Source organism: Brucella ciceri, from assembly GCF_041930145.1.
GTDB lineage: Bacteria > Pseudomonadota > Alphaproteobacteria > Rhizobiales > Rhizobiaceae > Brucella > Brucella intermedia.
Map to the genome: position 1 here is coordinate 385767 of NZ_JBHEEV010000005.1, position 26739 is coordinate 412505.

Here is a 26739-nt window from a genome sequence, read left to right on the forward strand (position 1 = left end):
TTATGCGGCCTGCTGTGTCGGCGCGCTCGCCATGGTTTCCTGCTCGACCACATCGATGGTCGGGCGATCATAGGCGGAGATGGTCTTGCGGCCATATTCCACGGCGATCTGCGGCAGGGAGCCGTTCATATAGGCGAGGAGCGTCTGCTTCACGACGATATAGAGGCGATTGTTCTTTTCGCGGGTCGATTTGATCTTGGCTGCGATCGGGCCGACCACGCCATAGGAGAAGAAGATACCGGCAAAGGTGCCGACGAGGGCCGCGCCGATCAGGTGGCCCAGCACTTCCGGCGACTGATCCAGCGCGCCCATGGCCTTGATCACGCCGAGGACGGCGGCAACGATGCCGAGCGCCGGAAGCGCTTCGGAAATGCTGACCATGGCATGGTAGGGCTTGAGCTTGTCGCGGGCGATGGTGTGGATTTCCTCGTCCATCAGCGCCTCGATCTCATGCGAGCGCACATTGCCGACGATGATGAGGCGGCAATAGTCGCAGATGAAATTGGTGAGGTCCTCTTTCTTCAATACGCTTGGATAGGCCTGAAAGATCGGCGATTCCTTCGGATTGTCGATATGCACTTCAACTTCATTGCGCGACTTGGCGCGCAGTTCGCGCATCAGGCTGTAGAGCACGCCCAGAACGTCCAGATAATCGCGCTGCTTTGGGACGGCATTGCTGAATGCCTCCATGCAGGCGCGGCCCGTGTCCTTCACGAGCGAAAAGGGGTTGGCGATGAAGAAGGTGCCGAGTGCGGCACCCAGAATGATGACGAACTCCCAGGGCTGGATAAGCACGCTCACATGTCCGCCCATGGCGATAAAGCCGCCCAGCATACAGCCCAGTGTGATGACAAGACCGACAATAATGCCCAAAGCTCGAGACTCCCGCCTACATTCTGTTTGCCGGGAACCTAAGTGCTGCGCCTTGCGCGAACCTTGTCTGCAGCGCGCAGATAAAATCAGCTTCGGACAAGCTTGGTCCTGCATAAGGATCGAAATAGAGTCAGGGGGTCATGCGCATGGTCGATACGATGACGAGCTATCGCCTGATCGCGTCGGATATGGCGCGGTCGTTGCAGCGTGTTTCGAAGGAACCGATGGTGGAGCGGGAAACCGCCTACTACAAGGAGAATATCGGCAAGGTGAAATCCGTCGATGATTTCATGGCCGACAGCCGCCTTTATAATTATGCGCTGAAGGCGTTCGGTCTGGAAGACATGGCCTTCGCCAAGGCGTTCGTGCGCAAGATATTGACCGAAGGCATCAAAAGCGATGATGCCATGGCCAACAAGCTGACCGACAAGCGATACAAGGAATTTGCGACGGTCTTCGATTTCGAGGGCAAGGGCGCGGAGGCGACCCAGAGCACGGCGGCGCAGCAGGGCGTGGTCGACAAATATCTCCGCCAAACACTGGAGACGGAAGCCGGAAGCCAGAATGAAGGCGTGCGGCTGGCGCTCTATTTCCAGCGCAAGGCCCCGACGCTGACCAATGCCTATGAAATTCTGGGCGACAAGGCGCTGGTGTCGATGATCCAGACGACCTTCGGCTGGCCATCCACCATATCCAATGCCGATATCGACAAGCAGGCGAAGATGATCGAGGACAAGATCGACTTCACCAAAATGTCGGACCCCGATTACGTCTCGAAGCTCATTTCGCGCTTTACCGCTATGTATGAGATGAACAACCCGACCGCGAGCAGCCCGGCGTCGATTGCGTCCCTGCTTCTGGGCGGCACTTCTTCCGTCGGCATTTCGATGGATATTCTGAGCACCTTGCAGAACTTCAAGCCGGGCGGGCGCTAAGCGATGCAGAACAATTCTATCTATGTCGGGCTTTCCTCGCTCATCACGCTGGAACGGCGGATGGATGCCATTGCCCATAATGTGGCCAATGTCTCCACGGTCGGCTTCCGGGGCGAGGGTACCAAGTTCAGCTCGATTGTTTCGGACAAGGCCAGCGACGATGTGAGCTTCGCGACCGCGGGCAAGAGCTTCATCCGCACCGAGGCGGGCCCGATGATCAAGACCGACAATCCGCTGGATGTTGCGGTCAAGGGCGATGTGTGGATGTCTGTCTCCACGCCGCAGGGCCAGATCTATACGCGTGACGGGCGCATGAACATGCTGCCGACGGGCGATCTCGTCACCGTCACCGGTCATCCGGTGCTGGATGTCGGCGGCGCGCCGATCGTGCTCAACCCGGCAGGCGGCGCACCGAAGATTTCAAGCGATGGCGCGATCTACCAGAACGGCGCGCAGATCGGCGCGATCGGTCTTTTCACCATCCCCGCCGATGCGGAGCTGACCTATGCCGGTACATCCGGCGTAATCCCCAACAAGCCCGCCCAGCCAGTGGCCGATGACAACAGCGTGGGCGTCGTGCAGGGCATGATCGAGGGATCGAATGTCGATGCCATGACGGAGATGACGCGCCTCATCAGCGTCAGCCGCGCCTTCGAGCAGGTCAACAACCTGCTGGCGCAGCAGGAGACGACCGTCTCCGAAGCCATCAAGATCCTGGGCTCCAGAAACGGATGACGCCTGATCTGCCGCTCTCCCGCGTGGCCGCCTTTGCCCGCCGGCAATCGGTAGCGCCGAAGTCGCTCACCGGTATCGGCGGAACGGTGAGCGACGTGTCGCGTTCGGCGATTGCGGTGCGCGGGCTTTCGCGGGATGCGCGGCTGGGCGATGCGGTGGCGATCCACGCGCAGGGCAGCCAATGCCTTGCCGAGATCATCCGGGTAGCGGACGCACAGGTGCTGGTGAAACCCTTTGACGACCGCATCATTCCCTCGCTCGGCGCTGCGGTTTTCGAGGAAGGCCCGCTGCAGATCCGCCCCGCGCCGGAATGGCGCGGCCGGGTCATCAATGCGCTGGGACAGGCGATTGACGGCAAGGGCGCATTGCAGCCCGGGACCCGGCCCATGGCGTCCGAGAGCCTTGCACCCGCCGCCTTGCGCCGTGCGCGGGTGGATCGGGGTTTGCGCACTGGCGTCAATGTCATCGATATTTTCACGCCGCTCTGCTTCGGCCAGCGTATCGGCATCTTTGCGGGTTCGGGTGTCGGCAAGTCGACCCTGCTTGCCATGATGACGCGTGCGGCGGATTTCGACACGGTGGTGCTGGCCTTGACGGGCGAACGCGGACGCGAAGTGCGCGAGATGCTGGAAGAAACCATGGCTGGCCATCTCGACAAGACCATCACCATCGTCGCGACGGGCGACGAAAGCCCGATGATGCGCCGCCTCGCGCCCAACACCGCGACGGCGATTGCCGAATATTTCCGGGACCTTGGCCATAATGTGCTGCTGATCGTCGATTCCGTCACGCGCTTTGCCCATGCCGCGCGCGAGGTGGCGATAGCGGCGGAAGAGCCGCCGGTTTCGCGCGGCTATCCGCCGAGCGTCTTCAGCCAGCTTCCGCGCCTTCTGGAGCGGGCGGGACCGGGCATTACAGAAGCCGGCGGCAGCATCACAGGGATTTATTCCGTGCTGGTCGATGGCGATGATCATAACGATCCGGTTTCCGACACCATTCGCGGCACGCTGGATGGCCACATCGTGCTCGACCGCGCAATTGCGGCGCAGGGGCGCTTTCCGGCGGTCGATATTCCGGGCTCGGTTTCGCGCCTTGCAAAGCACAACTGGACGCCGGAGCAGCGCAAGCTCGTCAGCCAGCTGCGCGGCATGGTTGCCCGTTTCGAGGAAACGCGCGATCTGAGGGCCATCGGCGCCTATCAGAAAGGCCATGACGGCCTTCTGGACCAGGCGGTCGATCTCGTGCCGCGCATATATGACGCCTTGCAGCAATCGCCGGAAACCGGCCTATCGGACGATCCCTATAACGACCTTGCCGCGGCACTGCGCGGCGACAGACAGGCGCAACACGCATGATGACGGGCTTTCAAAAGTCGAAAGAAGACAAGAACCTTGCCCAGCTTACGGCGGAGGTGGAAGCCGCCGCACGGCTCGAGGGCATGAAGAAGCCGCAGAGCAAGGTGGACCGCTATCTGAAGATCGCGGCAATCACGCTTGCTGCCGGAAGTGCGATGCTGCCCTTCATCACCTATTTGCAGCGGGCCGATCTGGGCGCGCCGGAAAAGGCCGAGCGCAAGATCATCGATCCGCTCGACCGTTCCGAACAGAAGACGGTGCGCCGCTTCCCGTCCTTCCGCCCTTCCGAACAGGTCGCGCCGAATGCGGATGTGGACGATACGATGACGGGTTCCGTCATGTCGAACGGCAAGGGTCTTCCGGGAACGGGGGCTGGCGGCGGCGACGGCAATGGCGGCGACGGGCAGGCCATGCCCAAGCCGGTTTTCGCATTGCGCGAGGTTGTCGGCGGCATGGCGATGATCGAGGATACGTCCGGCTACTGGTTCGTTGAAAAAGGCTCGCTGCTGCCTGATGGCAGCCGCCTCGTTTCCATCGGTCGCGGTGCAGGAACATGGCAGCTTACGACGTCATCGGGCGATGTGATCCAGAAGGCGCCGTAAGCCATTTTTCAGGTCCCCGCCCCCAGAGGGCGGGGCAGCTAAAGCATTTCCAGCAAAAGTGTGAAACGTCTAGGCGGGGAAATCAGTTCACTGGACTGATTTCTATCCCGCTTCGATGCGCTGGATAATGCGACAAAACAAATAGTTAGAGCGGTTCCGGCTTTCTGTCAGAACAGGAACCGCTCTGGTCAGAACTCATATTTCATGATGAGTTCGCCGCCGATGACCTCTCCCGTCATCCGGAAGCCTGTCTGCTCATAGAGCCTCCGGGCACCATCGTTTCCCGGCTGAAGGCCGAGGATGACGAAAGGGCAATCCGGCAGTTCCGACAGCAGGCCCAGCAATTGCCTGAGGGCTGCGCGCCCATAGCCCTTGCCCTGATGGCGCGCATCGATCACGAGGCGATAAATCCAGTAGTTTCCATCGTCCTCATCAAGGGCATACATGGCAAAGCCGACCGGCTCGCCTCCAGCCCTGACAAGGAGCGGAACACAGGCCGGATTCTCCCCGGCATCTTCAAGCGATTCCTCATTGCTGGCCACGAAGCCCTGCTGATGCGGATGGGGATTGAGGGCAATCACCTGCTGGTAGTCCGTCTGCCTGACCGGTTCGAGGGTCACGGCGGTATCGTCTGCAGCGCGAGGCTGTCCATTCTGTTTCATGACAGTGGGTTCCTGTAAGGCGCATGTGCGCGCCATGAAGCGATTTCATGCATCCGGTGGATGCACGACGCTCCGGGTTTCGATGAAGAATGCCCGCTGGCCGACAGGAAACGTCGGAAACGCCTTAAACGGTCGCGCCTCCGCGCGATCCGAAACCAGCGAGCGCGGCAAATTCTGTCTTGTTCAGCATGTCGCACCTCCCGGTTCGCGTTGACGATGGCTGGCAGTTAGCCGGTTTCCCAGCATCACGCAAGTCTCGCACAAGATTCGCCCTGTAGGTTAACGAACAGTGAATAAGGATGGCGGGTAATAGATATGGGGCCGATTCATCTCTTCGATCTGGCCGCAAGGCAGGCGCAGTGGCTGTCGGTAAGGCAGGCCACGGTTGCGGGCAATGTCGCCAATGCGAATACGCCGGATTTTCGCGCGCGTGACGTGCAGCCCTTTGCGGATGTGCTGGACAAGACGCAGCTCACCATGGCTGCCACCAGCCCTTTGCACCTGGAAGCCGAAGCCGACGGGATCGCCGGCGCGCGCCTGCGCCCCGACGACATCACCGAGCAGACCCATTCCGGCAACACGGTCGATGTCGAACAGGAAATGATGAAGGCCGGTGAGATCGCCCGCGAATATTCGCTCAACACAAGCATCGTGAAGGCGTTCCACCGCATGATGCTGTCGGTAGCGAAGGGATAGTCATGTCTTCCGATGCCTTGCAGAGCACATTGAAGATCGCAGCGTCGGGCCTTTCGGCCCAATCGACGCGTCTGCGCATTGTTTCCGAAAACATCGCCAATGCGCAGTCGACTGCCAAGACCGCCGATGCCGATCCCTATCGCCGCAAGACGGTTTCCTTCCGCACCGAGCTGGAGCAGGGCACCGGCGCCGCCGAAGTCCGCATTGCTGAAGTCGGCAAGGACACGTCGCCCTTCATCGAACAATACGAGCCGAGCCATCCCGCAGCGGATGAGCGCGGCTATGTCCGCTATCCCAACGTCAACATGGTCGTTGAAATGGCGGACATGCGCGAAGCCAATCGTTCCTACGAAGCCAATTTGCAGGTCGTGAAACAAGCCCGTGAGCTGATTTCCATGACCATCGATCTCTTGAGGAGCACATAATGTACGACTCGATCATGAGTATTTCGGCGCGCAATGCCCTGTCGCGCCTTTCCGAAACCGTCGTCGAAAAGGGCGTGGGCTCGGCTTCCGCGCCGCAGGCCGTTCCGGCGACGCCGGGCGCTTCCTTCGGCGAGGTCCTGTCGCAGATGACGGATTCCGTCGGCCAGAAGCTGGAGGCCGCCGAAGCAACCTCCATCCAGGGTATCAAGGGCGATGCGCCGGTGCGCGACGTGGTCAGCTCCGTCATGGAAGCCGAGCAGTCGCTTCAGACCGCCATCGCGATCCGCGACAAGATCGTGCAGGCCTATCTCGAAATCAGCCGCATGCCCATCTAGCGTCTGATCCGGAAGTCGCCGTTTGCAACCCGCATGGCGACTTATGATTCAGACTTCTGTCCAGACGAGAGATTAAGGACGCGCCATGAAAGCCCTGACGATTGCCGCAACAGGCATGAACGCCCAGCAGCTCAATCTGGAAGTGATCGCCAACAACATCGCCAATATCAACACGACCGGCTTCAAGCGCGCACGTGCGGAATTTTCCGATCTTCTCTACCAGTCCGAGCGGACGGCAGGCGTGCCCAATCAGGCAAACCAGTCCATCGTGCCGGAGGGCGCGCTGGTCGGCCTTGGCGTGCAGACGGCGGCGGTGCGCAACCTCCACATTCAGGGCAGTTTCAACCAGACCGGCAATCCCTACGACGTGGCGCTGACCGGGCGCGGCTGGTTCCAGATCCAGAGCCCGACCGGCGAGACGCTTTACACGCGCGCCGGTGCGTTCAACAAGAACCCTGACGGCCAGCTCGTGACGCTCGACGGCAATCCGGTCGAACCGGCGATCACCATTCCGCCGGATGCCATTGAAGTGACGATCACCGATACGGGCCAGGTTTTCGCGAAATTGCAGGACCAGATCAATCAGGTCGATCTCGGCCAGCTCACCCTTGCGAACTTCACCAATGAAGCGGGTCTGGAGCCGCTCGGCGGCAATCTCTACCGCGAAACGGAAGCATCCGGCGGCCCATTGGTCGGCGTTCCGGGCGATCCCGGCTACGGCTCGATCAAGCAAGGCTATCTCGAAGCGTCCAATGTCGATCCGGTGAAGGAAATCACCGATCTCATCACGGCGCAGCGCGCCTATGAAATGAATTCCAAGGTCATTCAGGCTGCCGACGAAATGGCGGCAACCGTGTCGAAGAACCTGCGCTGACGGTGATGGCGATGGGGCTGGCGAAAGCAATCTTCCGGAAAACAGGGCTGGCGCTTGCAGGCGGATTGCTGCTCGCGGCAACAGCCGGTGCGAATGCTGCCGATCGCATCGCTTTTGTCGTGCCTTCGGCCACCGTCTATCCCGGCCAGATCGTGAGCGACACGGCCCTTCTGGAAAAGCAGTTCTTCATCAATGCGCCCGCAGCAAGCCAATATGTGCTGTCGCTCGATCAGGCGGCGGGCAAGGTGGCGCGCAAGACGCTGCTTCCGGGCAAGCCGATCCTCGTTTCGGCCCTGGGCGAGCCGTCGCTGGTCACGCGCGGGGTTCCGGCGCCGCTGGTGTTTACCGCCGGTACGCTGACAATCACCGCCATGGGAACGCCGCTCGAATCCGGTGCGGCTGGCGATTTCATCAAGGTTCGCAACGTCGATAGCGGCATCATCGTGTCCGGCACGGTGCTGGCAGATGGGCGTATTCAGGTGGGGATGCAGTGAGAAAGACTTTCGCCATCCTGCTCGCCGTCCTGGCGCTTGTTTCCCAGCCCGCCGCAAGCCTTGCGGACGAGTCGTCCAAGAATGCGCGGGAATTCGGTTCCGCAGTGGATGCCGATGCCGATTGGCTCGGCTCCGGCGGCGATCCGTCCAAAATGGCTTATGCGGAGCTTGGTCGCGGCAGCGCGGTTGCGCGCCTGAAGGACATCGCCACCATTCAGGGCGTGCGCGAAAACCAGCTCGTGGGTTATGGTCTCGTCATCGGCCTCAAGGGCACGGGCGACAGCCTGCGCAATTCGCCCTTCACCGAACAGTCCATGCGCGCCATGCTGGATAATCTCGGCATCAGCGCGCCGCGCAATTCCACCCGTTCCAAGAACACGGCCGCGGTCATCGTGACCGCCAACCTGCCCGCCTTTGCCGGTGCCGGTTCGCGCATCGACGTCACGGTATCGTCGCTCGGCGATGCGACCTCGCTGCAAGGCGGTACACTCGTCATGACCCAGCTCATGGGTGCCGACAACCAGATCTATGCCGTCGCGCAGGGCAACATGATCGTGTCCGGCTTTTCAGCGGAAGGTGAAGCTGCAAGCGTGACGCAGGGCGTGCCGACCTCCGGGCGCATTCCCAACGGCGCGCTGGTCGAGCGCGAAGTGGCCGGCAATTTCGGCAAGGAAAGCGAAATGATCGTCGAGCTGCGCGATCCCGATTTCACCACTGCCGTGCGCGCTGCCGATACGATCAATGTCTTCGCCAAGCGCCGTTATGGTCGCGGCGTGGCCATTGCGCGCGATGCCAAGACGATCCGCCTGTCGCGTCCGAAGAACGTGCCTGCGGCGCGTTTTCTGGCCGAACTCGAGGGTCTGCCGATCACGACCGACGAAGTGGCGCGTGTGGTGGTGGATGAGCGGACGGGAACCGTTGTCATCGGTGAGAAGGTGCGCATTTCCAAAGTCGCGATCAGCCACGGCAGCCTGACGGTCCGCGTGACGGAAACGCCAATGGTCGTCCAGCCTGAGCCGTTCAGCGACGGCGTGACGGCGGTTGAGCCGAATACCGATATCGCCGTCAATCAGCAGAACGCCAAGATCGGCATCCTGACCGGCGCCAACCTTGAAAATCTGGTGAAGGGCCTGAACCAGATCGGCGTGAAGCCGACCGGCATCATCGCGATATTGCAGGCCATCAAGACATCCGGCGCGCTTCATGCGGAACTGGTGGTGCAATGACCAAGGCTCGTAGAATGATCCGGTATGGTTCGGCGGTGGCGCTGTTTCTGGCGGCGTCCGTTCCCGCTTTCGCCGATCCGCCATCACTCGGCAATCTCGATGAAATCCGCAAGTTCTGCGGCAATATCGACGATCAGGCGGCGGATGCCCGCTATGCGCTTCAGGCCAGACAATTGACCGAGCTGAAGGCCGATGTCGAGGAGCGGATGCGGGCGCTTGAGGAAAAGCGCCGGGAATATGAAATGTGGCTGAAGCGCCGCGACGAGTTCGTCAGCAAGGCGCAGGATTCGCTGGTGGATATCATCTCGAAGATGAAGCCGGAGGCGGCGGCGGCGCAGATGACGCTGATCGGCGATGAAGCGGCGGCAGCCCTGATCCTCAAGCTTAATCCACGCGTCTCCAGCATCATCCTCAATGAAATGTCGCCGGAAAAGGCGGCCAAGCTCGCCCGCGTCATCGTCGGCTCGCAGCGCACCTCGACCGCGCCGCAGCCTGTCAGCGACCAGCGCGCCGCAGCGCAGACCGGGAATACGGTGCAATGAAGAACAGCATGAACAAAGCCATCCTTGCAGCAGCAACCCTGGTCCTTCTTGCCGGTTGCGCGACCAAGCCGGAGGAAATCGGCCGCGCGCCCGACCTGTCCCCTGTCGCGGCCAATCTCGGCATGCAGAACAATCCGCAGTTCAACGGCTATCCGGCGCGCCCGAGCAAGGCGTCCTATTCGCTCTGGGACCAGCGTTCGACCAATTTCTTCAAGGACCCGCGCGCGGCGACGCCCGGCGATGTGTTGACGGTTATCATCTCCATCAACGACCGCGCCAATCTGGATAACAAGACCGACCGCGAGCGCGTGTCGAAGGGCATTTACGGCGCGGGCGGTTCCTTTGCGACCAGCAGCAGCACAGGCGCTGGCGCCGGCGGCGACATGGACGCTTCGGTCAACACCCATTCCGACAGCAAGTCGAAGGGCAAGGGCACCATCGAGCGCAGCGAAGACATCCGCCTGCAGGTCGCGGCCATCGTCACCGACACGCTGCCGAACGGAAACATGATCATCCGCGGGTCGCAGGAAGTGCGCGTCAACAATGAACTGCGCGTGCTGAACGTCGCCGGTGTCGTGCGCCCGCGCGATATTTCCGGCAACAACACGATTTCCTACGACAAGATCGCCGAAGCCCGCATTTCCTATGGCGGGCGCGGACGACTGAGCGAGATTCAGCAGCCCCCTTACGGCCAGCAGATTCTCGATCAGGTTTCTCCCTTCTGAGGCATGCCGGATATGAGCGACACGACGACAACGGAAACGGACGGCAAGGCGAAAAGCTCGCTGACGACGCTGCTTGCGGCTGTCGCGGTCCTGACCGTCATCGCCGGTGGCGGCGGCTGGTATCTGGGCGGCATGATTTCCGCCGATCAGTTGGCGTCGGCAAAGGTCTCCGGCAAGGAAGACAAGCCGAAAAAGGGCGACGTCGAATCGCGCTCCATCGGCACGGTCGTGCCCTTGCAGCCGATCGTGACCAATCTCGGCATTCCGCAGGATACTTGGGTGCGCCTCGAAGCGTCGCTGGTGGCAAAGCCCGGACATGAAATTCCGGCGGCGCTGGCGGCAAGCGTCGGCGACGATTTCCTGAGCTTCCTGCGCAGCGTCAATCTCATGCAATTGCAGGGCGCGGCGGGGCTTGCCTATCTGCGCGCCGATCTGGAAGAACGCGCTCGCCTGCGTTCGGAAGGCGCGGTCGACCGCGTCTTCATCTCGGCGCTGGTGGTAGAATGAAGAAGCTCCTTGGCCTCGGCGTCATCCTGACGCTCGCCCTCACGGTGTCCGCTCAGGCGCAGCAGGCGCTGACGCTCGACAACCTGCTTCCAGCAGGCAGCGGCGCGGCGAGCGGCCAGATCGTGCAATTGTTCGGGCTGCTGACGGTGCTTTCCATCGCGCCGGGCATTCTCATCATGGTGACGAGCTTCACGCGCTTCGCCATCGCCTTTTCGCTTTTGCGTTCGGGCCTCGGCCTCCAGACCGCGCCCGCCAGCATGGTGATGATTTCGCTCGCCCTGTTCATGACGTTCTATGTCATGGCACCCGCCTTCGACCGGGCCTGGAACAACGGCGTGCAGCCGCTGATGCGCAATGAAATCACCCAGCAGGCGGCTTTCACCGAAATTTCCCAGCCTTTCCGCGAATTCATGCTGGGACAGGTGCGCGACAAGGATCTGCGGCTCTTTGAAGACCTCGCCGATCCATCCTTCCGCACCGGCGATGACGGCATCGTCGATTTCCGCGTTCTGGTCCCCGCCTTCATGATTTCTGAACTGCGGCGCGGGTTTGAAATCGGCTTCCTGATCGTGCTGCCCTTTCTGGTGATCGATCTCGTCGTGGCCACGCTCACCATGTCCATGGGCATGATGATGCTGCCGCCGACGGTGATCTCGCTGCCGTTCAAGATTCTGTTCTTCGTGCTGATCGACGGCTGGAACATACTGGTCGGAAGCCTGATACGTTCGTTCTCCTGACCCGTTTTGGTACGCTTCAAACCGCACCAAGCAAAATTCCGAATGGGAATTTGCGAATCGGTTAAATTTTGACGGAATAAATTAGCCTTTCTTTAATGTTTGGGTTCTAACTGTCGGCTCATGGTGGGTTTCCGCGCGTTACGCGGCAACAGGCATGATGCCGCTCCACCATGCCGGTAATCTGAAACCCGGCCTGTCCCTCAGATTGTTTTTCCCAAGGGGCAAAAAACTATGGCTAGCATTCTTACAAACTCTTCGGCTCTGACCGCTCTCCAGACGCTTGCTTCGACGAACAAGTCGCTGGAAGCTACCCAGAACCGTATTTCGACCGGTCTTCGTATTTCCGAAGCTTCGGACAATGCTTCGTACTGGTCCATCGCGACCTCGATGAAGTCCGACAACAAGGCCAACTCGGCTGTCCAGGACGCTCTTGGCCTCGGCGCTGGCAAGGTCGATACCGCTTACACGTCGATGAACAAGATCAAGGATCAGGTCGACGAAATGAAGAAGCTCCTTGTTAGCGCGCAAGGCGCCAGCAAGGAAGACCAGGATAAGATCGCAACGCAGATCACTGCGATTCAAAACAACATCAAATCAGCTGCCAGCAACGCTAATTATGCAGGTTCGAATCTGCTTGTTAACGACGGCACGACTGATCTTAAGGTTGTCGCTTCGTACAATCGTACCGACACGACCGTGAAGGTCGACACCATTGATGTTAAGGCCTCTGAAACGCAGGTATTTGGCAAAGCCGCAGATGGCACCGTTGATTATGCGACGGGCGCTGCTGCCGCTGTTGTTGCCGCTGATTTCTTCCAGGTTCCTGCTAACGCATCTCTGACCGACACCGAAATCAATGCTGCGATGGTCAAGGTTGAAACGGCTTTGAAGAGCCTGACCACCGGCGCTGCATCGCTTGGTGCTGCGAAGTCGCAGATCGACAGCCAGAAAAGCTTCCTGTCCGGTCTGTCCGACTCCATCGAAAAGGGCGTCGGCACGCTAGTTGACGCTGACATGAACAAGGAATCGGCTCGTCTGTCGGCTCTCCAGGTTCAGCAGCAGCTCGGCGTTCAGGCTCTCTCGATCGCCAACTCGTCGAGCCAGTCGATCCTGTCGCTGTTCCGCGGCTAATCATAACTGAGCCAGCATGGAAGCGCGTCCCGAAATGAGACGCGCTTCTGCAACGGGCGCCGGGTTGCCGGCGCTCGCGAGTTCTCAGGCAAATCAGGGGTTCGCATCCGAACCGACCTGATCGGATCGGATGTCTTTGGGCGGAAAACGGGGCGCGGGATTCATTCCGCGCCCCAATTCTTTGCGCTCATTTCCAGTTTCCGGAAGCACTTGCTTCATCAGCCGCCACTTTCGCGCAAGCTTCGCGGGCTAGGTTGCATCCATCATTATGGCGGTGGTGTGGATGCAGCAGAATTTCCAGCAATTGATCGAACAGCTCAAGGGTACGCTCGGCAAGCTTGGCGCGCGAAAACTCGTGGCGCTCGGACTTGTGGGCGCCGCGCTCATGGCCGCGATCCTCTATACGAGCATCTATCTGAGCCGCCCCTCCTATGAGACGCTCTATGTCGGTCTTTCGCGTGACGATGTGAACCGCATGGGTCTGGCGCTTGGCGAGGCAGGCATTCCTTTCGATGTGAAGGCCGATGGCTCGTCCATCCTCGTGCCCATCGGCAAGGCGGAAAACGCCCGCATGTATCTGGCCGAAAAGGGCCTGCCGACCTCGAACAATGCCGGTTATGAACTCTTCGACAATATGGGTTCGCTCGGCCTGACCTCGTTCATGCAGGAAATCACCCGCGTGCGCGCGCTGGAAGGCGAAATCGCCCGCACCATTCAGGCCATTCGCGGCGTGAAGGCCGCCCGCGTCCACATCGTGCTCGCCGAAAAGGGTTCGTTCCGCCGTGGCGACCAGAAGCCGTCGGCCTCGGTCGTCATCCGCGCCGAAGGCGGCTTTGCCGCCGAATCTGCCCAGTCCATCCGCCAGCTGGTCGCCGCCGCCGTTCCCTCGCTCGATGCTTCCGCCGTGACCGTCCTCGACACCAATGGCCGCCTCCTGGCCTCGGCTGGCGAAGCCGCCAATGGCGCAGCGCTGATGACCGCCTCGCTGGAGCAGCAGGTCGCAGGCAATGTGGACGACAGCATCCGCAAGGCGCTGGCGCCCTATCTCGGCATGGGGCATTTCCAGACGAGCGTTCAGGCAGTGCTCGATACGGACCGCCGCCAGACCAACGAAACCATCTTCGATCCCGAATCCCGTGTCGAGCGTTCGGTGCGCGTTGTCCGTGAAAGCGGCGATTCCCGCAACAATCGCAACGACAACGCAACCGGCGTCGAACAGAACATTCCGCAGGAAGAAATCCAGAATCGCAACGGCGAAAGCTCGTCGGAAAAGACCGACCGCCGCGAGGAACTGACCAATTACGAAATGAACAGCAAGACGGTTTCCACCGTCAGCGACGGCTATACCGTCAAGCGCCTGTCCATCGCCGTGGTCATCGATCAGGCGCGGCTTCTGGAAACCGCAGGCACCACGCCGCCGCCCGCCAATTTCGTCGACCAGCAGATCGCCAAGATCCGCGACCTCGTGGCAACCGCCGCCGGCCTCAACGCGGATCGCGGCGACGTCATCAACGTGACCGCCGTCAACTTCCTCGATCCTGCCGGTGCCGATATGGAACCGGTCTCCACGCCGTGGACCGACACGGTGCTTCGCCAGAGCGGCTCCTATGTCAATGCGCTTGCGATCCTTGCCGCTGTCGGTCTGCTGATCTGGTTCGGCCTGCGTCCGCTGCTGCGTGACCAGAATGCCAGGACTGCCGGCACGGAAGTCGCCATCCGCGAGACAAGCGACGTGGCTGCACCCGATTTCGTCGGCGGTCAGGCGGCAGGCGAAGGCGTACAAGGGGCGCAGGGCGTACAGGCCGTCATCGGTGGGCCGGAAGCCTATGCCGACCAGATGAAGACAAGCCTCAGCGATCTTCGCCAGCGCATGCGCATGCCCGCAAAGCTGCGACTGGAACAGATGATCGACATGGACGAAGAGCGCGTCGCAGCCGTTCTCAAGCAGTGGATTCACGAAACCGCCGCCAGCCGCGAGGGCCAGCCATTGAGGGAATCGACCGCAAAGGCTTCGGTCATGCCGGAGCTTGAGGCGGCCTGACGATGAGCGCGCTTTCCCTCAGCCGTTATCTTCCCGATTTCTCGACCCATCACATAGAGGATGAGGCGGTCGAGATCATTGCCGCGCCTTTGCCGCCGAAACCGCTGAAGGAAACGCCCGCGCCGCAAGCTGGAAGCGAGGCGCCGAAGCGTGCGGCTTCTGCCGAAAAATCCGCTGCCGCCGAGCAGGCGGAAGTTGCGGCCATCATCGCCGGCGAGGAAGAAAGGCGCGCTGCCTTTGAAGCCGGGCGGGAAGATGGACACCGCGAAGCCGAGGCGCTCTACGAGGCGGAGAAGACGCGGCTTCTGCGGGAGCATGAGGCCGAAATCGAAACGTTGCGCGCTGCATTCTCGCGTGAGCAGGCCCTGCTTCTGGCAGGAAGCCTCACCGAAGCGCTGGCCGCGCTGGAGCGCAGTTTTTCCGGCCAGATCGCGGAAATCCTGATGCCATTGCTGGCGCAAAAGATGGAGCGCGAGGCGGTTGCGGAATTTGCGCGCCGCATTGCGGCGCTGGCGCTCGACGGCGAAGCGCCGGAAATTTCCGGCCCGGCGCGGCTGGTTGCGCCGCTCCGCGATCACGCCGCCCTGCTGCCGTCCGGCTGCAGGTTCTCGGAAACCGGCGCGGACGAACTTTCCTTTTCCTTTGGCGACCGGGTGCTTGAAACGCGCATCGCGCCGCTTCTTGAAGAATTGAAGGCTGCGGTGCAATGAACATCGATCCCGAAACCAAGCGCGAGATCATCATTGTGCGCCGCGGCGGGCATGACGACCATGACAGCCATCATGGCGGCGTGTGGAAGATCGCCTATGCCGACTTCATGACCGCCATGATGGCCTTCTTCCTCGTCATGTGGCTCATCAATGCCGCCAATGAGGAAACCAAGGCGGCGGTTGCCAGCTATTTCAATCCCGTCAAGCTGATGGACCGGCATTCAAGCCCGAAGGGCGTGCAGGATGTCGAGGAGAAAGACGGCAAGGTTCGCTATGAAAGCGACCAGAAGATCGAAAACAGCACCAAGGTCATCAACGATACGACCGTCGCGCCGCCAAGCGAACAGGAAGAGCGCCAGCTTTTCCGCGAACCCTATGCGGTGCTGTCGGAACTGGCCCACGAAACCGGCGTTCTGCAGAACCAGTCTGCCAAGGGCGATGGCGGCACGTCGAAATCCGGCCCCGCAACAGGCGCCGATGGCGGCGAAGCCTATCGTGATCCGTTCAGCCCCGATTACTGGTCGAGCAAGGCTGTCGAGGACCTGACCCCGCCGGATGCGGCACCGGCCACGCCGCCCAGGCCGGAAGCGGCCCAGCCGAAACCGGAGGAAGCTGCAAAGCCTGCGGAAGCGCCAGCAGACACGCCAGCAGAAAAGCAGGAGCAGCTCATTGCCGATCTGAAAAAGGCGGCTGAGGGCGAAACCGCGAAGGAAGGTACGGCCGCAAAGAAAGCCGAGCCGATGCCCGATGTGACGGTCGTTCCCGTCGATGGCGGCGTGATGATCCAGCTTACCGACAAGATAGACTACGGCATGTTCACCATCGGCTCCGCCAAGCCGGACGCCCGCGTGGTGCAGATGCTGGAGCGCATCGCCCAGGTGATTTCCCGCCAGCCGGGCGAAGTCATCATCAGCGGGCATACCGATGCGCGTCCGTTCAAGAGCGCGACCTATGACAACTGGCGTCTCTCTTCGGCGCGCGCGCAGATGGCCTATTACATGCTGGTTCGCGGCGGGCTTGATGAAAAGCGCGTGCTGCGCGTGGAAGGCTATGCCGACCGCCAGCCGAAGAACGCCAATGATCCGAATGCGGCTGAAAACCGCCGCATCGATATTTTCCTCAAGTCCGCGCCATGAAGCGGTTCGCCACGCGCTCACTCCTGGCATGTGTGGCAGGCCTTTCCCTGGCGGGAGCGGCCTCTCCGGCCTTTGCTCAAGCCCAGGCGCAGGCGGTGGCCGAGACCCGCACGCTGCCGGTGCTGGAACCCTACAAGCTCGTGCGTTCGCTGCGCATGTTGCAGGACCAGATCGTCGCCGGAAAGCCGGAAGCGGTGGTCATGCTCAACAAGCTTCTGGGCTTCGTCAGCACGGATATGGGGCGGGCGTCGGGCGACGTCTGGCACAATCCGGAAAATGTCTATGCGGCGATCATCTATCTCTTCAATGGCGGCAATCCGGAAGCGGTGCGCAAGGTACTTGCCGACCTCAAGACGGATGCCGTGCCGCCGGAACTGGTCAAGGGAGCGCTTGCCTATGCTTCCGGCCAGACGATTGAAGTGGTGAAGCTTTTCTCTGTTCCGCTGGCGCCCGATGTCCCGTCGGAACTGAAGGCCTCCATCGTGCTCGTCACCGCCAGCCAGATGACGGCCTTCGATCCGGCGACGGCCCTGATGCGGCTCGATCAGGTGCGGCTCGATGCGCCGGGCACCCTGTTCGAGGAAGCGGCGATCCGCCGTTCGATGCCGATTGCAGCCCGGCTTGGCGATGCCGACAAGATCAGGCTTCTGGCGCGAAATTATCTCCAGCGCTTTCCCCGTTCGCCCTATATGCGTGATTTCATGGCGCAATTTGTCGATGCGGCCGTGAAGCTCAACGACCGTATCGGCAATGCGGAACTGGCAAGGTTGATCGGTTCGGCTGATCCGGTGATGCAATATTCGCTCTATCTGCAAATCGCGCGCGGAGCGCTTGTCGATGGTCAGACAGAGCGGGCGCGTTTCATGTCGGCAGAGGCGAAAAAGCTTGCCGACAAACTGAAAACCGACCCCACCCGTGCAAATCTCTATGCGGCGGCAAGCGATGTTGCCTCGGATTCGGCAGGCAGCGCGCTGCGGGAACTGTCGCAGATTTCGCCCGACAAGCTGCAGGAACCGGATCGCAAGCTGCTGAAGGCCGCCGAAGCGGTCGGCACGGTCGTCACCCGCACGCCGGATGCCTCGCCGCCCGCAAAACCGGCCCTGACCGAAAGGGATGTGCCGCCGATGGCAACAGCGAATCCGCCGGAAAACCGGGCGGAAAAGCCGGTTGCGAACCCTGCGGCAGCTCCGATGGCCGTCAGCCTGAAGCCTGTCAAAAACCAGCCGGAAGACGATTTGCAGAAAACGATGGAAGATGCGCGGCGCAAGCTTGCCGAAATCGATGCCTTGCTAGGAAAGACCGTTCAATGAGCGTTGATATTTTGCTGAATTCGACCAGCCGACTTGCTTCGCTCGCCCGAAATTCCGGTCCGTCGCAGGCAAAGGCGGAGGCGGAAAGCGAGGGGCAGGCCGACCCGGCGAAATTGTTCAGTTCGCTTCTGGAACGACCGCAGGGCAAGGTCGAAAGGAAGGATGAAAAGGACGACGCAGCCAAAATGGATGAGGCTGAAACGAGGGATGAAGACGGGGCGAAACAGGCTGCAATTTTCGTTCTGCCGCAAAATCTCCTCTCTTTGGCCACTTCTTCGCCTGATTTGAAGGGACCAAATCACAATTTTGCCACAGGAAATATCGCCAAAAACGACAAAAACCCCTCTGATCCGCTCTCTGCCTTAATTAAGGAAGCAGGTCCGGAAGGGGGAGAGAAGCAGGTTGGCGAACTGCCTGATGCGCATGTCGATCCGAAGAAGGGGCAAGCCCCGGCGACGCCTTCGGCCAGCGCCAGGGCGGAGCAGTTTATCGCTCCTGACGCATCGAAGGAGACCGGCGGCAATCCGAGCGAGAACGCTGTGGACGATCTCGCCAGCCCCGCGAACGCGGACAAGGGGCAGACGCGGCAGTCGGGCCAGACGCCCGACAGGGCCGATCTCCAGCCACAGCAACCGGCGCCCAAAAGCAGTGTGCCGGGAGAAAGCAAGGCAGCCACCACGCCGTCGCAGGGCGCGGCGCGGATCGCCGACATTCAGGTGGTTTCCGAACGCAGCTTCGGCACGGTCAAGACCTTGCAGATTAGGCTCGATCCGGCAGAACTCGGGACGGTGACGGCGCGCATCCGCGTGGGATCGGAAGGGGTCGAGGTGCATCTCGTCGCCGAAAAGACCCATGCGGCAGAAACGCTCGCCGCCGACCGCTCCATGATCGAGAAAGCCCTGAAGGCGGCAGGCGTCGCGGACGATGCGAAAATTTCCGTGACCGTCACCGATCGCAACGCGGCGGGCGCGGTGCAGCAGGCGCAGGCATCGCATAATGCCGGGCAACAGCAGGCCAGCGGCCAGCAATCGGGCCAGCAGCAGGCTTTCAGCATGCAGCAGGGTTTTGACGGGCGAAACGGCAGCGAGACCCAGGCGGGTCTCATGGGCGGCGAGGGCAGGCGGAATGATGAATCCGGTCAGGCAGGACGCGAGCGTTCGGACATGCAGGGCGCGCAGGATGGCGGGAACGGTATTGTTCGCAATAACGACCGCAATCGCGGCCTGGTTGTCTGACAGCCGCCCGGCCAGAGCCGAGAATATCTGTGAGCGCGAAATGCACCGGGCATCGGCCCGCTACGATGTCCCGCTCGGCATTCTCTACGCGGTCGGGCTGACGGAAACCGGCCGCAAGAACTCCCTGCAACCCTATGCGATGAACATCGAAGGGCGCGCCGAATTCATGCCGTCGCAGACGGCGGCGGTGAGGCGTTTCAACGAGGTCAGGGCCGAAGGCGCAAAGCTGATCGACCTCGGCTGCATGCAGATCAACTTTCACTATCACGGCAAAGAATTTCCGTCGGTTGCCGCGATGCTGATGCCGAGCCTCAATGTCGATTACGCGGCCCGATTCCTGAAGCAGCTCCGCCAGCGCGAAGGCAACTGGACGATGGCCGTCGCGCGCTATCACGCCGGGCCGAACAACGACCCCGCCCAGAAGCGTTACGTCTGCCGCGTGATGACGAATATGGTCGCCACCGGCTTCGGAAACTGGACGCCGCAGGCGCGAAACTTCTGCTTCGGGTAAACCCGATTCCTGCCAATTTTAACAGGTTGTAACAGAGTGTCAGGTGCACCCATGTTGCGCCTGTTCAATTGCCGGTTGCAGTCTTCGGCAAGTGCTGTTAAAGCGACCGAAATTTTAAGCCCTTGTAAAGAATCGTAAATGTTCGTGAGCCGTTAATATTCGGTTAAGGTTTGTGCGCCTAAAGGATGAGGCGCGTTGCAATCAATGCGATTCCCTCTATTTTAGCATCTACTAAAATGCCTCCCAATTTGTTGCGGGCAACTAATTGCCATTGTTGCTGATTCCTCTCGCCAGTTATTGCTAGCGTGCTTGGGCTAACATATTGATTCGGAAGGCGGGCCGATGATCGTTGTCGTAGACGACAGAGATATTGTGACTGAAGGATACTCATCCTGGTTCGGTCGCGAAGGCATCACGACGACGGGTTTTACCCCTACCGATTTCGATGAGTGGGTGGAGAGCGTTCCGCAGCAGGATATCATGGCTGTCGAGGCCTTCCTGATCGGTGAATGTGCCGATCAGCATCGCCTTCCGGCCCGGATTCGTGAACGTTGCAAGGCGCCTGTGATCGCCGTCAACGACCGTCCGTCACTGGAACATACGCTGGAGCTGTTTCAATCAGGCGTTGACGATGTTGTGCGCAAGCCGGTGCATGTGCGTGAAATCCTTGCGCGCATCAATGCGATCCGCCGCCGCGCGGGCGCATCCGCCGCTTCCAGCGACGATGGCACCGAGCTTGGCCCGATCCGCGTTTTCTCCGATGGCCGCGATCCGCAGATCAACGGCGTCGATTTTCCGCTGCCGCGCCGCGAGCGCCGCATCCTGGAATATCTGATTGCCAATCGCGGCCGCCGCCTGAACAAGGCGCAGATTTTCAGCGCGATCTACGGCATTTTCGACAGTGAAGTCGAAGAAAACGTCGTTGAAAGCCATATCAGCAAGTTGCGCAAGAAGCTGCGTGAGCAGATGGGCTTCGATCCGATCGATTCCAAGCGCTTCCTGGGCTACTGCATCAATATCGAATGAGGTTGATGCGCACTGTCTCTTTGTCTTCACGCATGTTCTCACCGCATCGCAGCGACACCAGAGGCCAGTCCGGCGGACTGACTTCCCCGCCAAGGCGGTTCCCACTTCCGGGAGACATGCTTTCAGTATCGCGATTTCGAGCAGGTCTGCGGATTTCCGAAACCGCGTCGGTTCCCCAGTAAAAGCGTAAAACATCCCGAGGCTACAGTTTCACGCAAGCGTGGCTCTTTAGCTTGATCGCGGATGAGTGGGTCGGGTCGCCGATTCCATCGCTGGACTTCACGGATTCCGGCCCAGAACTCTTGGATTTTGGCCGGTGACACAATGATGGTGATACAACCAATCAGGAGCTGCTAATGAGCCTCTACGGTATGATGCGGACCGGTGTTTCGGGAATGAACGCGCAGGCGAACCGCCTGTCGGCGGTCGCTGACAACATCGCGAATGCAAGCACCGTCGGTTACAAGCGCGCCGAAACCCAGTTTTCGTCGCTCGTTCTGCCCAGCACAGGCGGACAGTATAATTCCGGCAGCGTGCTGACCAATGTTCGTTACGGCATTTCCGATCAGGGCGGCATCCGCTCCACATCGTCCACGACCGACCTTGCCATCGATGGCAACGGCTATTTCGTGGTGCAGGGCGCGGACGGCTCCACCTTCCTGACCCGCGCCGGTTCCTTCGTTCCCGACAAGAACGGCAATCTGGTCAATTCAGCCGGCTATTATCTTCTGGGCGCAGGCCCGAACGACCCCGCCGGCGCGCTGACGATTCCCGGCCTGAACATCATCAATGTCAACAGCGCGGCCCTTCCGCCGGAAGGCAGCACGTCGGGCACCTTCACGGTTAATTTGCCGTCTAGCGATCAGGTTCCAGCAGCCGGCGAATTCAATCACAAGACCTCGCTGATCTCCTATAACGACAAGGGCGAGAAGATCACGCTCGACGTCTATTTCAGCAAGACCGGCACGGATGAATGGAGCGTCACGGTCAAGAACGCAGCCGACAATGCAGTGGTCGGCGGCCCGACGACGCTGACCTTCGATCCGACCACGGGCGCGATGACGTCCGCGGGCGACGTGACGGTCGATCTAGGGCCTTATGGCGGCCAGAGCCTCAGCCTCAATCTCGGCGCCTCGACACAGCGCGCCGGTGAATACACGATCTCGCAGGCGCAGATCAACGGCCAGGCGCCGTCGGCGGTCAAGGGCGTGGATGTGGCCAATGACGGCTCGGTCGTCGCCATCTACGAAAACGGCACGCAGAAGGTTCTGGCGCGCATTCCGCTTGCCAATGTCGCAAGCCCGGATCGCATGACGGTGGTGAGCGGCAACGTGTTCCTGCCGAGCGCTGAATCGGGTGACGTTCGCCTCGGCTTCCCGCAGAGCGAGGGCATGGGCAAGGTCATGTCCGGCACGCTGGAGGAATCCAATGCCGATATCGCGCAGGAGCTGACCGACATGATCGAGGCGCAGCGCAGCTATACGGCCAATTCGAAAGTCTTCCAGACCGGCTCCGAACTGATGGACGTGCTGGTCAATCTGAAACGTTAAACCGGCCAGTTCCGGGGAGGGTGAAAAGCCTTTCCCGGAAACAGTGGTTTGAATTTGGCATTTGCCCGGACCTCTTTCCGAGGGGCGCAAATGCCGGAACCGGACCACTGGCGCATTGAGAATACGGACCGTCCGGGCAACGGGCACGGTTCACGCACGATGGGGCAGTTCCGATAGAAGCGGAATTATCAGGGGCTTTCCAGGTGTTTGTTTTAGCCGCATTTCCGGGCACGAGACCGCATCGCGCCTGCCGGGAATGCACTTGTAGGATGGGGTAAGATGTCGCTTAGTTCTGCTCTTCTGACGGCCAAAAGTTCGCTTGCGGCAACGTCCAAGCAGACCTCCGTTGTCTCCAGCAATATCGCCAGGGCCAACGATCCGGATTATTCCCGACGCACCGCTTCTCTCGTATCGGGGCCTTATGGCTCGCTTTACGTGGGGATCAGCCGGTCGGCGGATGAGGCCTTGTTCAACAGGTTCATCCAGTCGAACAGCACGGCCTCTTCCTCTTCCATTCTCGCAGGCGGGCTCGACCGCCTTTCGTCGCTTTATTCGGCGGATAATTATTCCGGCTCGCCTTCGGCCCTCATCGGCGATCTGCGCGATGCGCTCCAGACCTATGCCGCTTCGCCTTCCAACAGCGCGCTTGGCGACAGCGTGGTGTCGACGGCGCAGTCGCTCGCCAATGCGCTCAATGCCGGAACGAAGCAGATCCAGTCGCTGCGCAACGATGCGGACCGGGAAATCGCGGATTCCGTCGCCAATATCAATGATCTTCTGGCCAAGTTCGAGAAGGTCAATCAGGAGATCGTCGGCGGCACGCGCGCCAATCGCGATGTTTCCGACTATATGGACCAGCGCGATGCGATCCTGAAGCAGCTTTCCGGCGAGATCGGCATCACCACCATGATGCGCGGTGACAATGACATGGTGATCTTTGCCGAAAACGGCGTGACGCTTTTCGAGACGACGGCGCGCAAGGTTAGCTTCGAGCAGTCGACGGTGCTGGCGCCGGGCATTTCCGGCAAGGCGGTGCTGGTGGATGGGGTTCCGCTCAACCACGAGACATTCGACCAGCCTTATGGAACAGGCCGTCTCAGCGGCTTGCTGCAACTGCGCGACCAGATCGCCCCGCAATACCAGATGCAGCTTGACGAGATTGCGCGCAATCTGGTGACGATGTTTGCCGAAAGCGACCAGACCGGCGTCGGCGCCGACAAGACGGGTCTGTTCAGCTGGGCCGGATCGCCGGATGTTCCGGGCGCAGGTATGTCGGCGGGCATTGCAGGCAGCATCAAGGTGTCCTCGGCTTTCGTTGCCTCCGAGGGGGGCAGCGCGCTCTTGCTGCGTGACGGCGGGGCCAACGGGCCTGATTACAAATATAACATCGAAGGCGCAGCCGGGTTCAGCGAGCGCCTGCGGGCGCTCAACGAAGCCTTCTCGGAGCCGATGGCGTTCGATCCGGCAACAGGTCTTTCGGCCAGCTCCAGCCTGATCGACTACAGCGCGTCATCCATCAGCTGGCTTGAAGGCAAGCGCCAGAAGGCCAACAGCGAATTCTCCTATAATGCGACGGTTGCCACTCAGGCAGACGCCGCCCTCTCCAACGCCAACGGCGTCGACATGGACACCGAAATGGCGCTGCTTCTCGATCTTGAACATTCCTATCAGGCATCGAGCCGGGTGCTGACCACGATCAGCGCAATGCTCGACGATCTTCTCAACGCGGTGTGAGGCCAATGAAAGCGCAATCGATTTCCACCTATGGCGCAACGTCAGCCCTCAGGGCCATGGTCGCGAAGAACAAGGCCGAGATGCTGAAAGCCCAACAGGAAGCGACCACGGGAACCGTGTTCGATGTCGGGCTGTCGCTCGGCTCGAAATCCGGGCAGACCGTGTCCCTGCGCAAGGAATATGACCGGCTGAGCGTGCTGACGGACATGAACAAGCTGGTGCAGCAGCGCATGAATGCGACGCAGACCGCTGCCGGCACGATCATCGAAAACACGCAGAACTTTCTGGGCGACCTGACGGGCGCCAACAATACCGCTGAAAGTGCCGCCACGATTGCCAAGTCGGCAAAGTCTATTCTCAACTCCGTCACCGGCCTGCTCAACACCAGCTATAACGGCGAATATATCTTCGCCGGTGTGAACACCGATGTGAAGCCGGTTGCCGATTATACCGAGGGCAGCGCCGCGCAGACCGCCGTGCGCCAGGCCTTTCAGAACCATTTTGGCTTCGCCATCGACGATCCGCAGGTGGCCAACATCACCGGCGACGAGATGACGGCCTTTCTCGACGGCGATTTCGCCGAGGAGTTCAACGATGCCAACTGGGCCGCGAACTGGTCGGATGCATCGGACACGGTGATCAAGAGCCGCATCTCGCCCACCGAAACCGCCGATACGTCGATCTCGGCCAATGCCGACGGCTTCCGCAGGACGATCATGTCGGCGGTCATGGTCGCCGAATTCGCAACCATCGGCCTCAACAGCCAGGCTTTCGAAGCCCTGACTGGCAAAGCCATGCAGACTACGACGACGGCGATTACCGAAACGACGTCGGAACAGACGACGCTCGGTCTGGCGCAGTCGCGCACGCAGGCGGCGACGACGCGTATCGTGGCGCAGCAGAAGATACTGAACCAGTCGGTGCTCAATCTCGAGGAAGTCGACCCTTACGAGGCGGCGACCCGCGTCAACGCTTTGAAGACGCAGATCGAGACTTCCTATTCGCTGACGGTTCAGCTGCAGAATATGAGCCTGCTCAACTATCTCAGATAGTCGGGATGATCAGGACGGACGCAGCATGATGCGAGCCCGTCCGGACTGATAGACGGAGAAAACCATGTATCAGATGCGCTACGAAGATGTCATGACTGACGATATGGCGAGCGCCAGGGAACGGGAGCGGACGCTGTTCGACCGTTCCATCGCAATGCTCGAACTGGCGAAGGAAAACGGCAGTGGCTCGCGCGAGGGGATCGACGCGACCTATTTCACCACGAAGCTCTGGACCACGATCATCGACGATCTGGGGTCGGAGGAAAACGTGCTGCCGAAGGAACTGAAGGCGGCGATCATTTCCGTCGGCATTTTCGTGCTGAAGGAAATCGAGCGCATCCGCCAGGGCGAAAGCAACGACTACGCCACGCTGATCGAGATCACCCAGTCGATCCGGGACGGACTTTGAAATGGCTCCCAACGGAAAACCGGCCATTCGCCTTTCGCTGCGCGCGGGCGAACGTATCTTTATCAATGGTGCAGTGCTGAAGGCCGACCGCAAGGTCTCGCTCGAGCTTCTGAACGACGCCACCTTCCTTCTGGAAAACCACGTTCTCCAGCCCGAAGACACGACAACGCCGCTGCGCCAGCTTTATTTCGCCGCGCAGATGATGCTGATCGAACCGGCCATGCGCGAACAGGCCCACGCCACCTTCGCGCAGATGCTGAGGGGCATGTTCTCCACGTTCAAGGATGTGGAAATCCTGAATGCGCTGAAGCTGGTCGACGAGCTGGTTCATAACGGGCGCGTTTTTGAGGCGCTCAAGACCATTCGCGCGCAATATCCACGCGAGGCCGAACTGATGGGCCTTGAAGCCCCGGCTTCGCCCGTGGCTGCAATCCGGAAATCCGCAGAGGCAAACCGATGACCACGACACCGCCGGTCGGCACGAACACGACGAACAACAATACGCCGAACAACAGCAATTCGGCGGCCAACAAGGCAAGCGTCGACTACAATTCCTTCCTCAAGCTTCTGGTGACGCAGATGCAGAACCAGGACCCGACGCAGCCGATGGACGCGACGCAATATGTCTCGCAGCTTGCGACCTTCTCCAATGTGGAACAGGCCGTGCAGATGAACAGCAAGCTTGAAACGCTAATCGCCAATACGTCGCTGACGCAGGCCGAAGGCTGGATCGGCCGCACGCTGACCAATGCCGATGGCAGCATATCCGGCGTCGTGAAATCCGTTACCATCCAGTCCAACGGCATGCTGGCCGAACTGGAAGACGGCAAGACGCTGATGATCGGCGCAGGCGTCAAGATCAGCTAGGACATGATGCGGTGAACGAGGCCGACGCGCTCGATATCGTCAATTCCGCGATCTGGACCGTGCTTATGGCAAGCGGCCCGGCGGTGCTTGCCGCGATGCTGGCAGGCATCGGCATTGCGCTTTTCCAGGCGCTGACCCAGATTCAGGAAATGACACTGACCTTCGTGCCGAAGATCATCGTCATCTTCGTCGTGCTGGCCCTGACCGCGCCTTTCGTCGGCGCGCAGATCAACTCTTTCACGCTGCTCGCATATTCGCGCATCGAGAAGGGGTTCTAGCACGTAGCCTTCGCGCAAGCTTCGCA

31 protein-coding genes are annotated in these 26739 nt (G+C 60.6%); 29 read left to right on the forward strand and 2 right to left on the reverse strand.

The window, feature by feature from the left end:
- Complete coding sequence (gene motA, locus JNC63_RS12790) at positions 1-873, reverse strand: flagellar motor stator protein MotA (RefSeq protein WP_021585290.1); 873 nt, start codon at positions 871-873, stop codon at positions 1-3.
- 146 nt (positions 874-1019) lie between these two features.
- On the opposite strand from motA, the gene JNC63_RS12795 reads away from it, so the two are divergent.
- Genes JNC63_RS12795 through JNC63_RS12810 form a run of 4 tightly spaced genes read left to right on the forward strand, consistent with a single transcriptional unit; the run spans position 1020 to position 4500 of the window.
- A complete protein-coding gene (locus tag JNC63_RS12795) occupies positions 1020-1808 on the forward strand; it encodes a DUF1217 domain-containing protein (protein WP_006471433.1) in 789 nt (262 codons plus the stop codon).
- Positions 1809-1811: 3 nt separating this feature from the next.
- Positions 1812-2543 (forward strand): flagellar basal-body rod protein FlgF, encoded by a 732-nt coding sequence (gene flgF, locus JNC63_RS12800; RefSeq protein ID WP_006469420.1) that lies wholly within the window; start codon positions 1812-1814, stop codon positions 2541-2543.
- The gene (gene fliI, locus JNC63_RS12805) at positions 2540-3898 is read left to right on the forward strand and encodes a flagellar protein export ATPase FliI (protein ID WP_006471434.1); all 1359 of its coding nucleotides are present in this window, start codon (positions 2540-2542) and stop codon (positions 3896-3898) included. Before flgF ends, fliI begins: the two co-directional genes overlap by 4 nt.
- Complete coding sequence (locus tag JNC63_RS12810) at positions 3895-4500, forward strand: hypothetical protein (protein WP_006469419.1); 606 nt, start codon at positions 3895-3897, stop codon at positions 4498-4500. Before fliI ends, JNC63_RS12810 begins: the two co-directional genes overlap by 4 nt.
- A gap of 188 nt (positions 4501-4688) precedes the next feature.
- Here JNC63_RS12810 and JNC63_RS12815 read toward each other — a convergent pair whose 3' ends face one another.
- On the reverse strand, positions 4689-5162 hold the full coding sequence (locus JNC63_RS12815; protein ID WP_006471436.1) for a GNAT family N-acetyltransferase: 474 nt from the start codon (positions 5160-5162) through the stop codon (positions 4689-4691).
- A gap of 315 nt (positions 5163-5477) precedes the next feature.
- On the opposite strand from JNC63_RS12815, the gene flgB reads away from it, so the two are divergent.
- The 25 genes from flgB (at position 5478) to fliQ (ending at position 26713) form a co-directional block, all read left to right on the forward strand.
- Entirely contained in the window at positions 5478-5858 is a 381-nt protein-coding gene (gene flgB, locus JNC63_RS12820; RefSeq protein WP_006469417.1) for a flagellar basal body rod protein FlgB, read from the forward strand.
- Between the two features lie 2 nt (positions 5859-5860).
- Positions 5861-6283 carry a flagellar basal body rod protein FlgC gene (flgC, locus tag JNC63_RS12825; protein ID WP_006469416.1) on the forward strand — a complete coding sequence of 141 codons (423 nt, stop codon included), beginning with the start codon at positions 5861-5863 and terminating at the stop codon, positions 6281-6283.
- A complete protein-coding gene (gene fliE / locus JNC63_RS12830) occupies positions 6283-6618 on the forward strand; it encodes a flagellar hook-basal body complex protein FliE (protein ID WP_006469415.1) in 336 nt (111 codons plus the stop codon). Before flgC ends, fliE begins: the two co-directional genes overlap by 1 nt.
- Positions 6619-6703: 85 nt before the next feature.
- A complete protein-coding gene (gene flgG / locus JNC63_RS12835; protein WP_006471437.1) occupies positions 6704-7492 on the forward strand; it encodes a flagellar basal-body rod protein FlgG in 789 nt (262 codons plus the stop codon).
- A gap of 11 nt (positions 7493-7503) precedes the next feature.
- The gene (gene flgA, locus JNC63_RS12840) at positions 7504-7986 is read left to right on the forward strand and encodes a flagellar basal body P-ring formation chaperone FlgA (RefSeq protein WP_006471438.1); all 483 of its coding nucleotides are present in this window, start codon (positions 7504-7506) and stop codon (positions 7984-7986) included.
- Positions 7983-9212: a flagellar basal body P-ring protein FlgI gene (locus tag JNC63_RS12845; protein WP_006469412.1), complete on the forward strand. Its 1230-nt coding sequence runs from the start codon at positions 7983-7985 to the stop codon at positions 9210-9212. The genes flgA and JNC63_RS12845 overlap by 4 nt, the downstream gene beginning before the upstream one ends.
- Complete coding sequence (locus tag JNC63_RS12850; RefSeq protein WP_006469411.1) at positions 9209-9754, forward strand: MotE family protein; 546 nt, start codon at positions 9209-9211, stop codon at positions 9752-9754. The genes JNC63_RS12845 and JNC63_RS12850 overlap by 4 nt, the downstream gene beginning before the upstream one ends.
- The gene (flgH, locus tag JNC63_RS12855) at positions 9751-10479 is read left to right on the forward strand and encodes a flagellar basal body L-ring protein FlgH (RefSeq protein ID WP_021585286.1); all 729 of its coding nucleotides are present in this window, start codon (positions 9751-9753) and stop codon (positions 10477-10479) included. The genes JNC63_RS12850 and flgH overlap by 4 nt, the downstream gene beginning before the upstream one ends.
- 12 nt (positions 10480-10491) lie before the next feature.
- Positions 10492-10986 (forward strand): flagellar basal body-associated FliL family protein, encoded by a 495-nt coding sequence (locus tag JNC63_RS12860; protein ID WP_374846387.1) that lies wholly within the window; start codon positions 10492-10494, stop codon positions 10984-10986.
- Positions 10983-11723, forward strand: coding sequence for a flagellar type III secretion system pore protein FliP (fliP, locus tag JNC63_RS12865; RefSeq protein WP_006469408.1), 741 nt, complete (start codon positions 10983-10985; stop codon positions 11721-11723). The genes JNC63_RS12860 and fliP overlap by 4 nt, the downstream gene beginning before the upstream one ends.
- A 231-nt stretch (positions 11724-11954) precedes the next feature.
- Positions 11955-12854 (forward strand): flagellin N-terminal helical domain-containing protein, encoded by a 900-nt coding sequence (locus JNC63_RS12870; RefSeq protein ID WP_006469407.1) that lies wholly within the window; start codon positions 11955-11957, stop codon positions 12852-12854.
- Between the two features lie 268 nt (positions 12855-13122).
- Positions 13123-14895 carry a flagellar basal-body MS-ring/collar protein FliF gene (gene fliF, locus JNC63_RS12875; RefSeq protein WP_006469405.1) on the forward strand — a complete coding sequence of 591 codons (1773 nt, stop codon included), beginning with the start codon at positions 13123-13125 and terminating at the stop codon, positions 14893-14895.
- Between the two features lie 2 nt (positions 14896-14897).
- Positions 14898-15605 carry a hypothetical protein gene (locus JNC63_RS12880; RefSeq protein WP_063621285.1) on the forward strand — a complete coding sequence of 236 codons (708 nt, stop codon included), beginning with the start codon at positions 14898-14900 and terminating at the stop codon, positions 15603-15605.
- The gene (locus JNC63_RS12885; protein ID WP_006469403.1) at positions 15602-16741 is read left to right on the forward strand and encodes a flagellar motor protein MotB; all 1140 of its coding nucleotides are present in this window, start codon (positions 15602-15604) and stop codon (positions 16739-16741) included. Before JNC63_RS12880 ends, JNC63_RS12885 begins: the two co-directional genes overlap by 4 nt.
- Entirely contained in the window at positions 16738-18051 is a 1314-nt protein-coding gene (locus tag JNC63_RS12890; protein WP_006469402.1) for a chemotaxis protein, read from the forward strand. Before JNC63_RS12885 ends, JNC63_RS12890 begins: the two co-directional genes overlap by 4 nt.
- Positions 18048-19286, forward strand: coding sequence for a flagellar hook-length control protein FliK (locus JNC63_RS12895; protein WP_006471441.1), 1239 nt, complete (start codon positions 18048-18050; stop codon positions 19284-19286). The genes JNC63_RS12890 and JNC63_RS12895 overlap by 4 nt, the downstream gene beginning before the upstream one ends.
- A complete protein-coding gene (locus JNC63_RS12900; RefSeq protein WP_031346090.1) occupies positions 19231-19797 on the forward strand; it encodes a transglycosylase SLT domain-containing protein in 567 nt (188 codons plus the stop codon). The genes JNC63_RS12895 and JNC63_RS12900 overlap by 56 nt, the downstream gene beginning before the upstream one ends.
- Before the next feature lie 342 nt (positions 19798-20139).
- Positions 20140-20823 (forward strand): flagellar transcriptional regulator FtcR, encoded by a 684-nt coding sequence (gene ftcR / locus JNC63_RS12905; RefSeq protein WP_006469399.1) that lies wholly within the window; start codon positions 20140-20142, stop codon positions 20821-20823.
- Between the two features lie 356 nt (positions 20824-21179).
- Positions 21180-22373: a flagellar hook protein FlgE gene (locus JNC63_RS12910; protein ID WP_006471443.1), complete on the forward strand. Its 1194-nt coding sequence runs from the start codon at positions 21180-21182 to the stop codon at positions 22371-22373.
- Between the two features lie 279 nt (positions 22374-22652).
- Complete coding sequence (gene flgK / locus JNC63_RS12915) at positions 22653-24107, forward strand: flagellar hook-associated protein FlgK (protein ID WP_006469398.1); 1455 nt, start codon at positions 22653-22655, stop codon at positions 24105-24107.
- Between the two features lie 5 nt (positions 24108-24112).
- Positions 24113-25159 carry a flagellar hook-associated family protein gene (locus JNC63_RS12920; RefSeq protein ID WP_006471445.1) on the forward strand — a complete coding sequence of 349 codons (1047 nt, stop codon included), beginning with the start codon at positions 24113-24115 and terminating at the stop codon, positions 25157-25159.
- Between the two features lie 64 nt (positions 25160-25223).
- Positions 25224-25568 (forward strand): flagellar biosynthesis regulator FlaF, encoded by a 345-nt coding sequence (gene flaF, locus JNC63_RS12925; protein WP_006469396.1) that lies wholly within the window; start codon positions 25224-25226, stop codon positions 25566-25568.
- Between the two features lies 1 nt (position 25569).
- Positions 25570-26028: a flagellar biosynthesis repressor FlbT gene (flbT, locus tag JNC63_RS12930; RefSeq protein WP_006469395.1), complete on the forward strand. Its 459-nt coding sequence runs from the start codon at positions 25570-25572 to the stop codon at positions 26026-26028.
- On the forward strand, positions 26025-26435 hold the full coding sequence (gene flgD, locus JNC63_RS12935) for a flagellar hook assembly protein FlgD (RefSeq protein ID WP_006469394.1): 411 nt from the start codon (positions 26025-26027) through the stop codon (positions 26433-26435). The genes flbT and flgD overlap by 4 nt, the downstream gene beginning before the upstream one ends.
- An 11-nt stretch (positions 26436-26446) precedes the next feature.
- The gene (gene fliQ, locus JNC63_RS12940; RefSeq protein ID WP_006469393.1) at positions 26447-26713 is read left to right on the forward strand and encodes a flagellar biosynthesis protein FliQ; all 267 of its coding nucleotides are present in this window, start codon (positions 26447-26449) and stop codon (positions 26711-26713) included.
- Positions 26714-26739: the final 26 nt, after the last annotated feature.

Bases quoted from the DNA above. Each gene is read 5' to 3' on its own strand.
- JNC63_RS12795 (WP_006471433.1), top strand. From the start codon at position 1,020: ATGGTCGATACGATGACGAGCTATCGCCTGATCGCGTCGGATATGGCG.
- flgF (WP_006469420.1), top strand. From the start codon at position 1,812: ATGCAGAACAATTCTATCTATGTCGGGCTTTCCTCGCTCATCACGCTG.
- fliI (WP_006471434.1), top strand. From the start codon at position 2,540: ATGACGCCTGATCTGCCGCTCTCCCGCGTGGCCGCCTTTGCCCGCCGG.
- JNC63_RS12810 (WP_006469419.1), top strand. From the start codon at position 3,895: ATGATGACGGGCTTTCAAAAGTCGAAAGAAGACAAGAACCTTGCCCAG.
- JNC63_RS12815 (WP_006471436.1), bottom strand. From the start codon at position 5,162: ATGAAACAGAATGGACAGCCTCGCGCTGCAGACGATACCGCCGTGACC.
- flgB (WP_006469417.1), top strand. From the start codon at position 5,478: ATGGGGCCGATTCATCTCTTCGATCTGGCCGCAAGGCAGGCGCAGTGG.
- flgC (WP_006469416.1), top strand. From the start codon at position 5,861: ATGTCTTCCGATGCCTTGCAGAGCACATTGAAGATCGCAGCGTCGGGC.
- fliE (WP_006469415.1), top strand. From the start codon at position 6,283: ATGTACGACTCGATCATGAGTATTTCGGCGCGCAATGCCCTGTCGCGC.
- flgG (WP_006471437.1), top strand. From the start codon at position 6,704: ATGAAAGCCCTGACGATTGCCGCAACAGGCATGAACGCCCAGCAGCTC.
- flgA (WP_006471438.1), top strand. From the start codon at position 7,504: ATGGGGCTGGCGAAAGCAATCTTCCGGAAAACAGGGCTGGCGCTTGCA.
- JNC63_RS12850 (WP_006469411.1), top strand. From the start codon at position 9,209: ATGACCAAGGCTCGTAGAATGATCCGGTATGGTTCGGCGGTGGCGCTG.
- flgH (WP_021585286.1), top strand. From the start codon at position 9,751: ATGAAGAACAGCATGAACAAAGCCATCCTTGCAGCAGCAACCCTGGTC.
- JNC63_RS12860 (WP_374846387.1), top strand. From the start codon at position 10,492: ATGAGCGACACGACGACAACGGAAACGGACGGCAAGGCGAAAAGCTCG.
- fliP (WP_006469408.1), top strand. From the start codon at position 10,983: ATGAAGAAGCTCCTTGGCCTCGGCGTCATCCTGACGCTCGCCCTCACG.
- JNC63_RS12870 (WP_006469407.1), top strand. From the start codon at position 11,955: ATGGCTAGCATTCTTACAAACTCTTCGGCTCTGACCGCTCTCCAGACG.
- fliF (WP_006469405.1), top strand. From the start codon at position 13,123: ATGGCGGTGGTGTGGATGCAGCAGAATTTCCAGCAATTGATCGAACAG.
- JNC63_RS12880 (WP_063621285.1), top strand. From the start codon at position 14,898: ATGAGCGCGCTTTCCCTCAGCCGTTATCTTCCCGATTTCTCGACCCAT.
- JNC63_RS12885 (WP_006469403.1), top strand. From the start codon at position 15,602: ATGAACATCGATCCCGAAACCAAGCGCGAGATCATCATTGTGCGCCGC.
- JNC63_RS12890 (WP_006469402.1), top strand. From the start codon at position 16,738: ATGAAGCGGTTCGCCACGCGCTCACTCCTGGCATGTGTGGCAGGCCTT.
- JNC63_RS12895 (WP_006471441.1), top strand. From the start codon at position 18,048: ATGAGCGTTGATATTTTGCTGAATTCGACCAGCCGACTTGCTTCGCTC.
- JNC63_RS12900 (WP_031346090.1), top strand. From the start codon at position 19,231: ATGGCGGGAACGGTATTGTTCGCAATAACGACCGCAATCGCGGCCTGG.
- ftcR (WP_006469399.1), top strand. From the start codon at position 20,140: ATGATCGTTGTCGTAGACGACAGAGATATTGTGACTGAAGGATACTCA.
- JNC63_RS12910 (WP_006471443.1), top strand. From the start codon at position 21,180: ATGAGCCTCTACGGTATGATGCGGACCGGTGTTTCGGGAATGAACGCG.
- flgK (WP_006469398.1), top strand. From the start codon at position 22,653: ATGTCGCTTAGTTCTGCTCTTCTGACGGCCAAAAGTTCGCTTGCGGCA.
- JNC63_RS12920 (WP_006471445.1), top strand. From the start codon at position 24,113: ATGAAAGCGCAATCGATTTCCACCTATGGCGCAACGTCAGCCCTCAGG.
- flaF (WP_006469396.1), top strand. From the start codon at position 25,224: ATGTATCAGATGCGCTACGAAGATGTCATGACTGACGATATGGCGAGC.
- flbT (WP_006469395.1), top strand. From the start codon at position 25,570: ATGGCTCCCAACGGAAAACCGGCCATTCGCCTTTCGCTGCGCGCGGGC.
- flgD (WP_006469394.1), top strand. From the start codon at position 26,025: ATGACCACGACACCGCCGGTCGGCACGAACACGACGAACAACAATACG.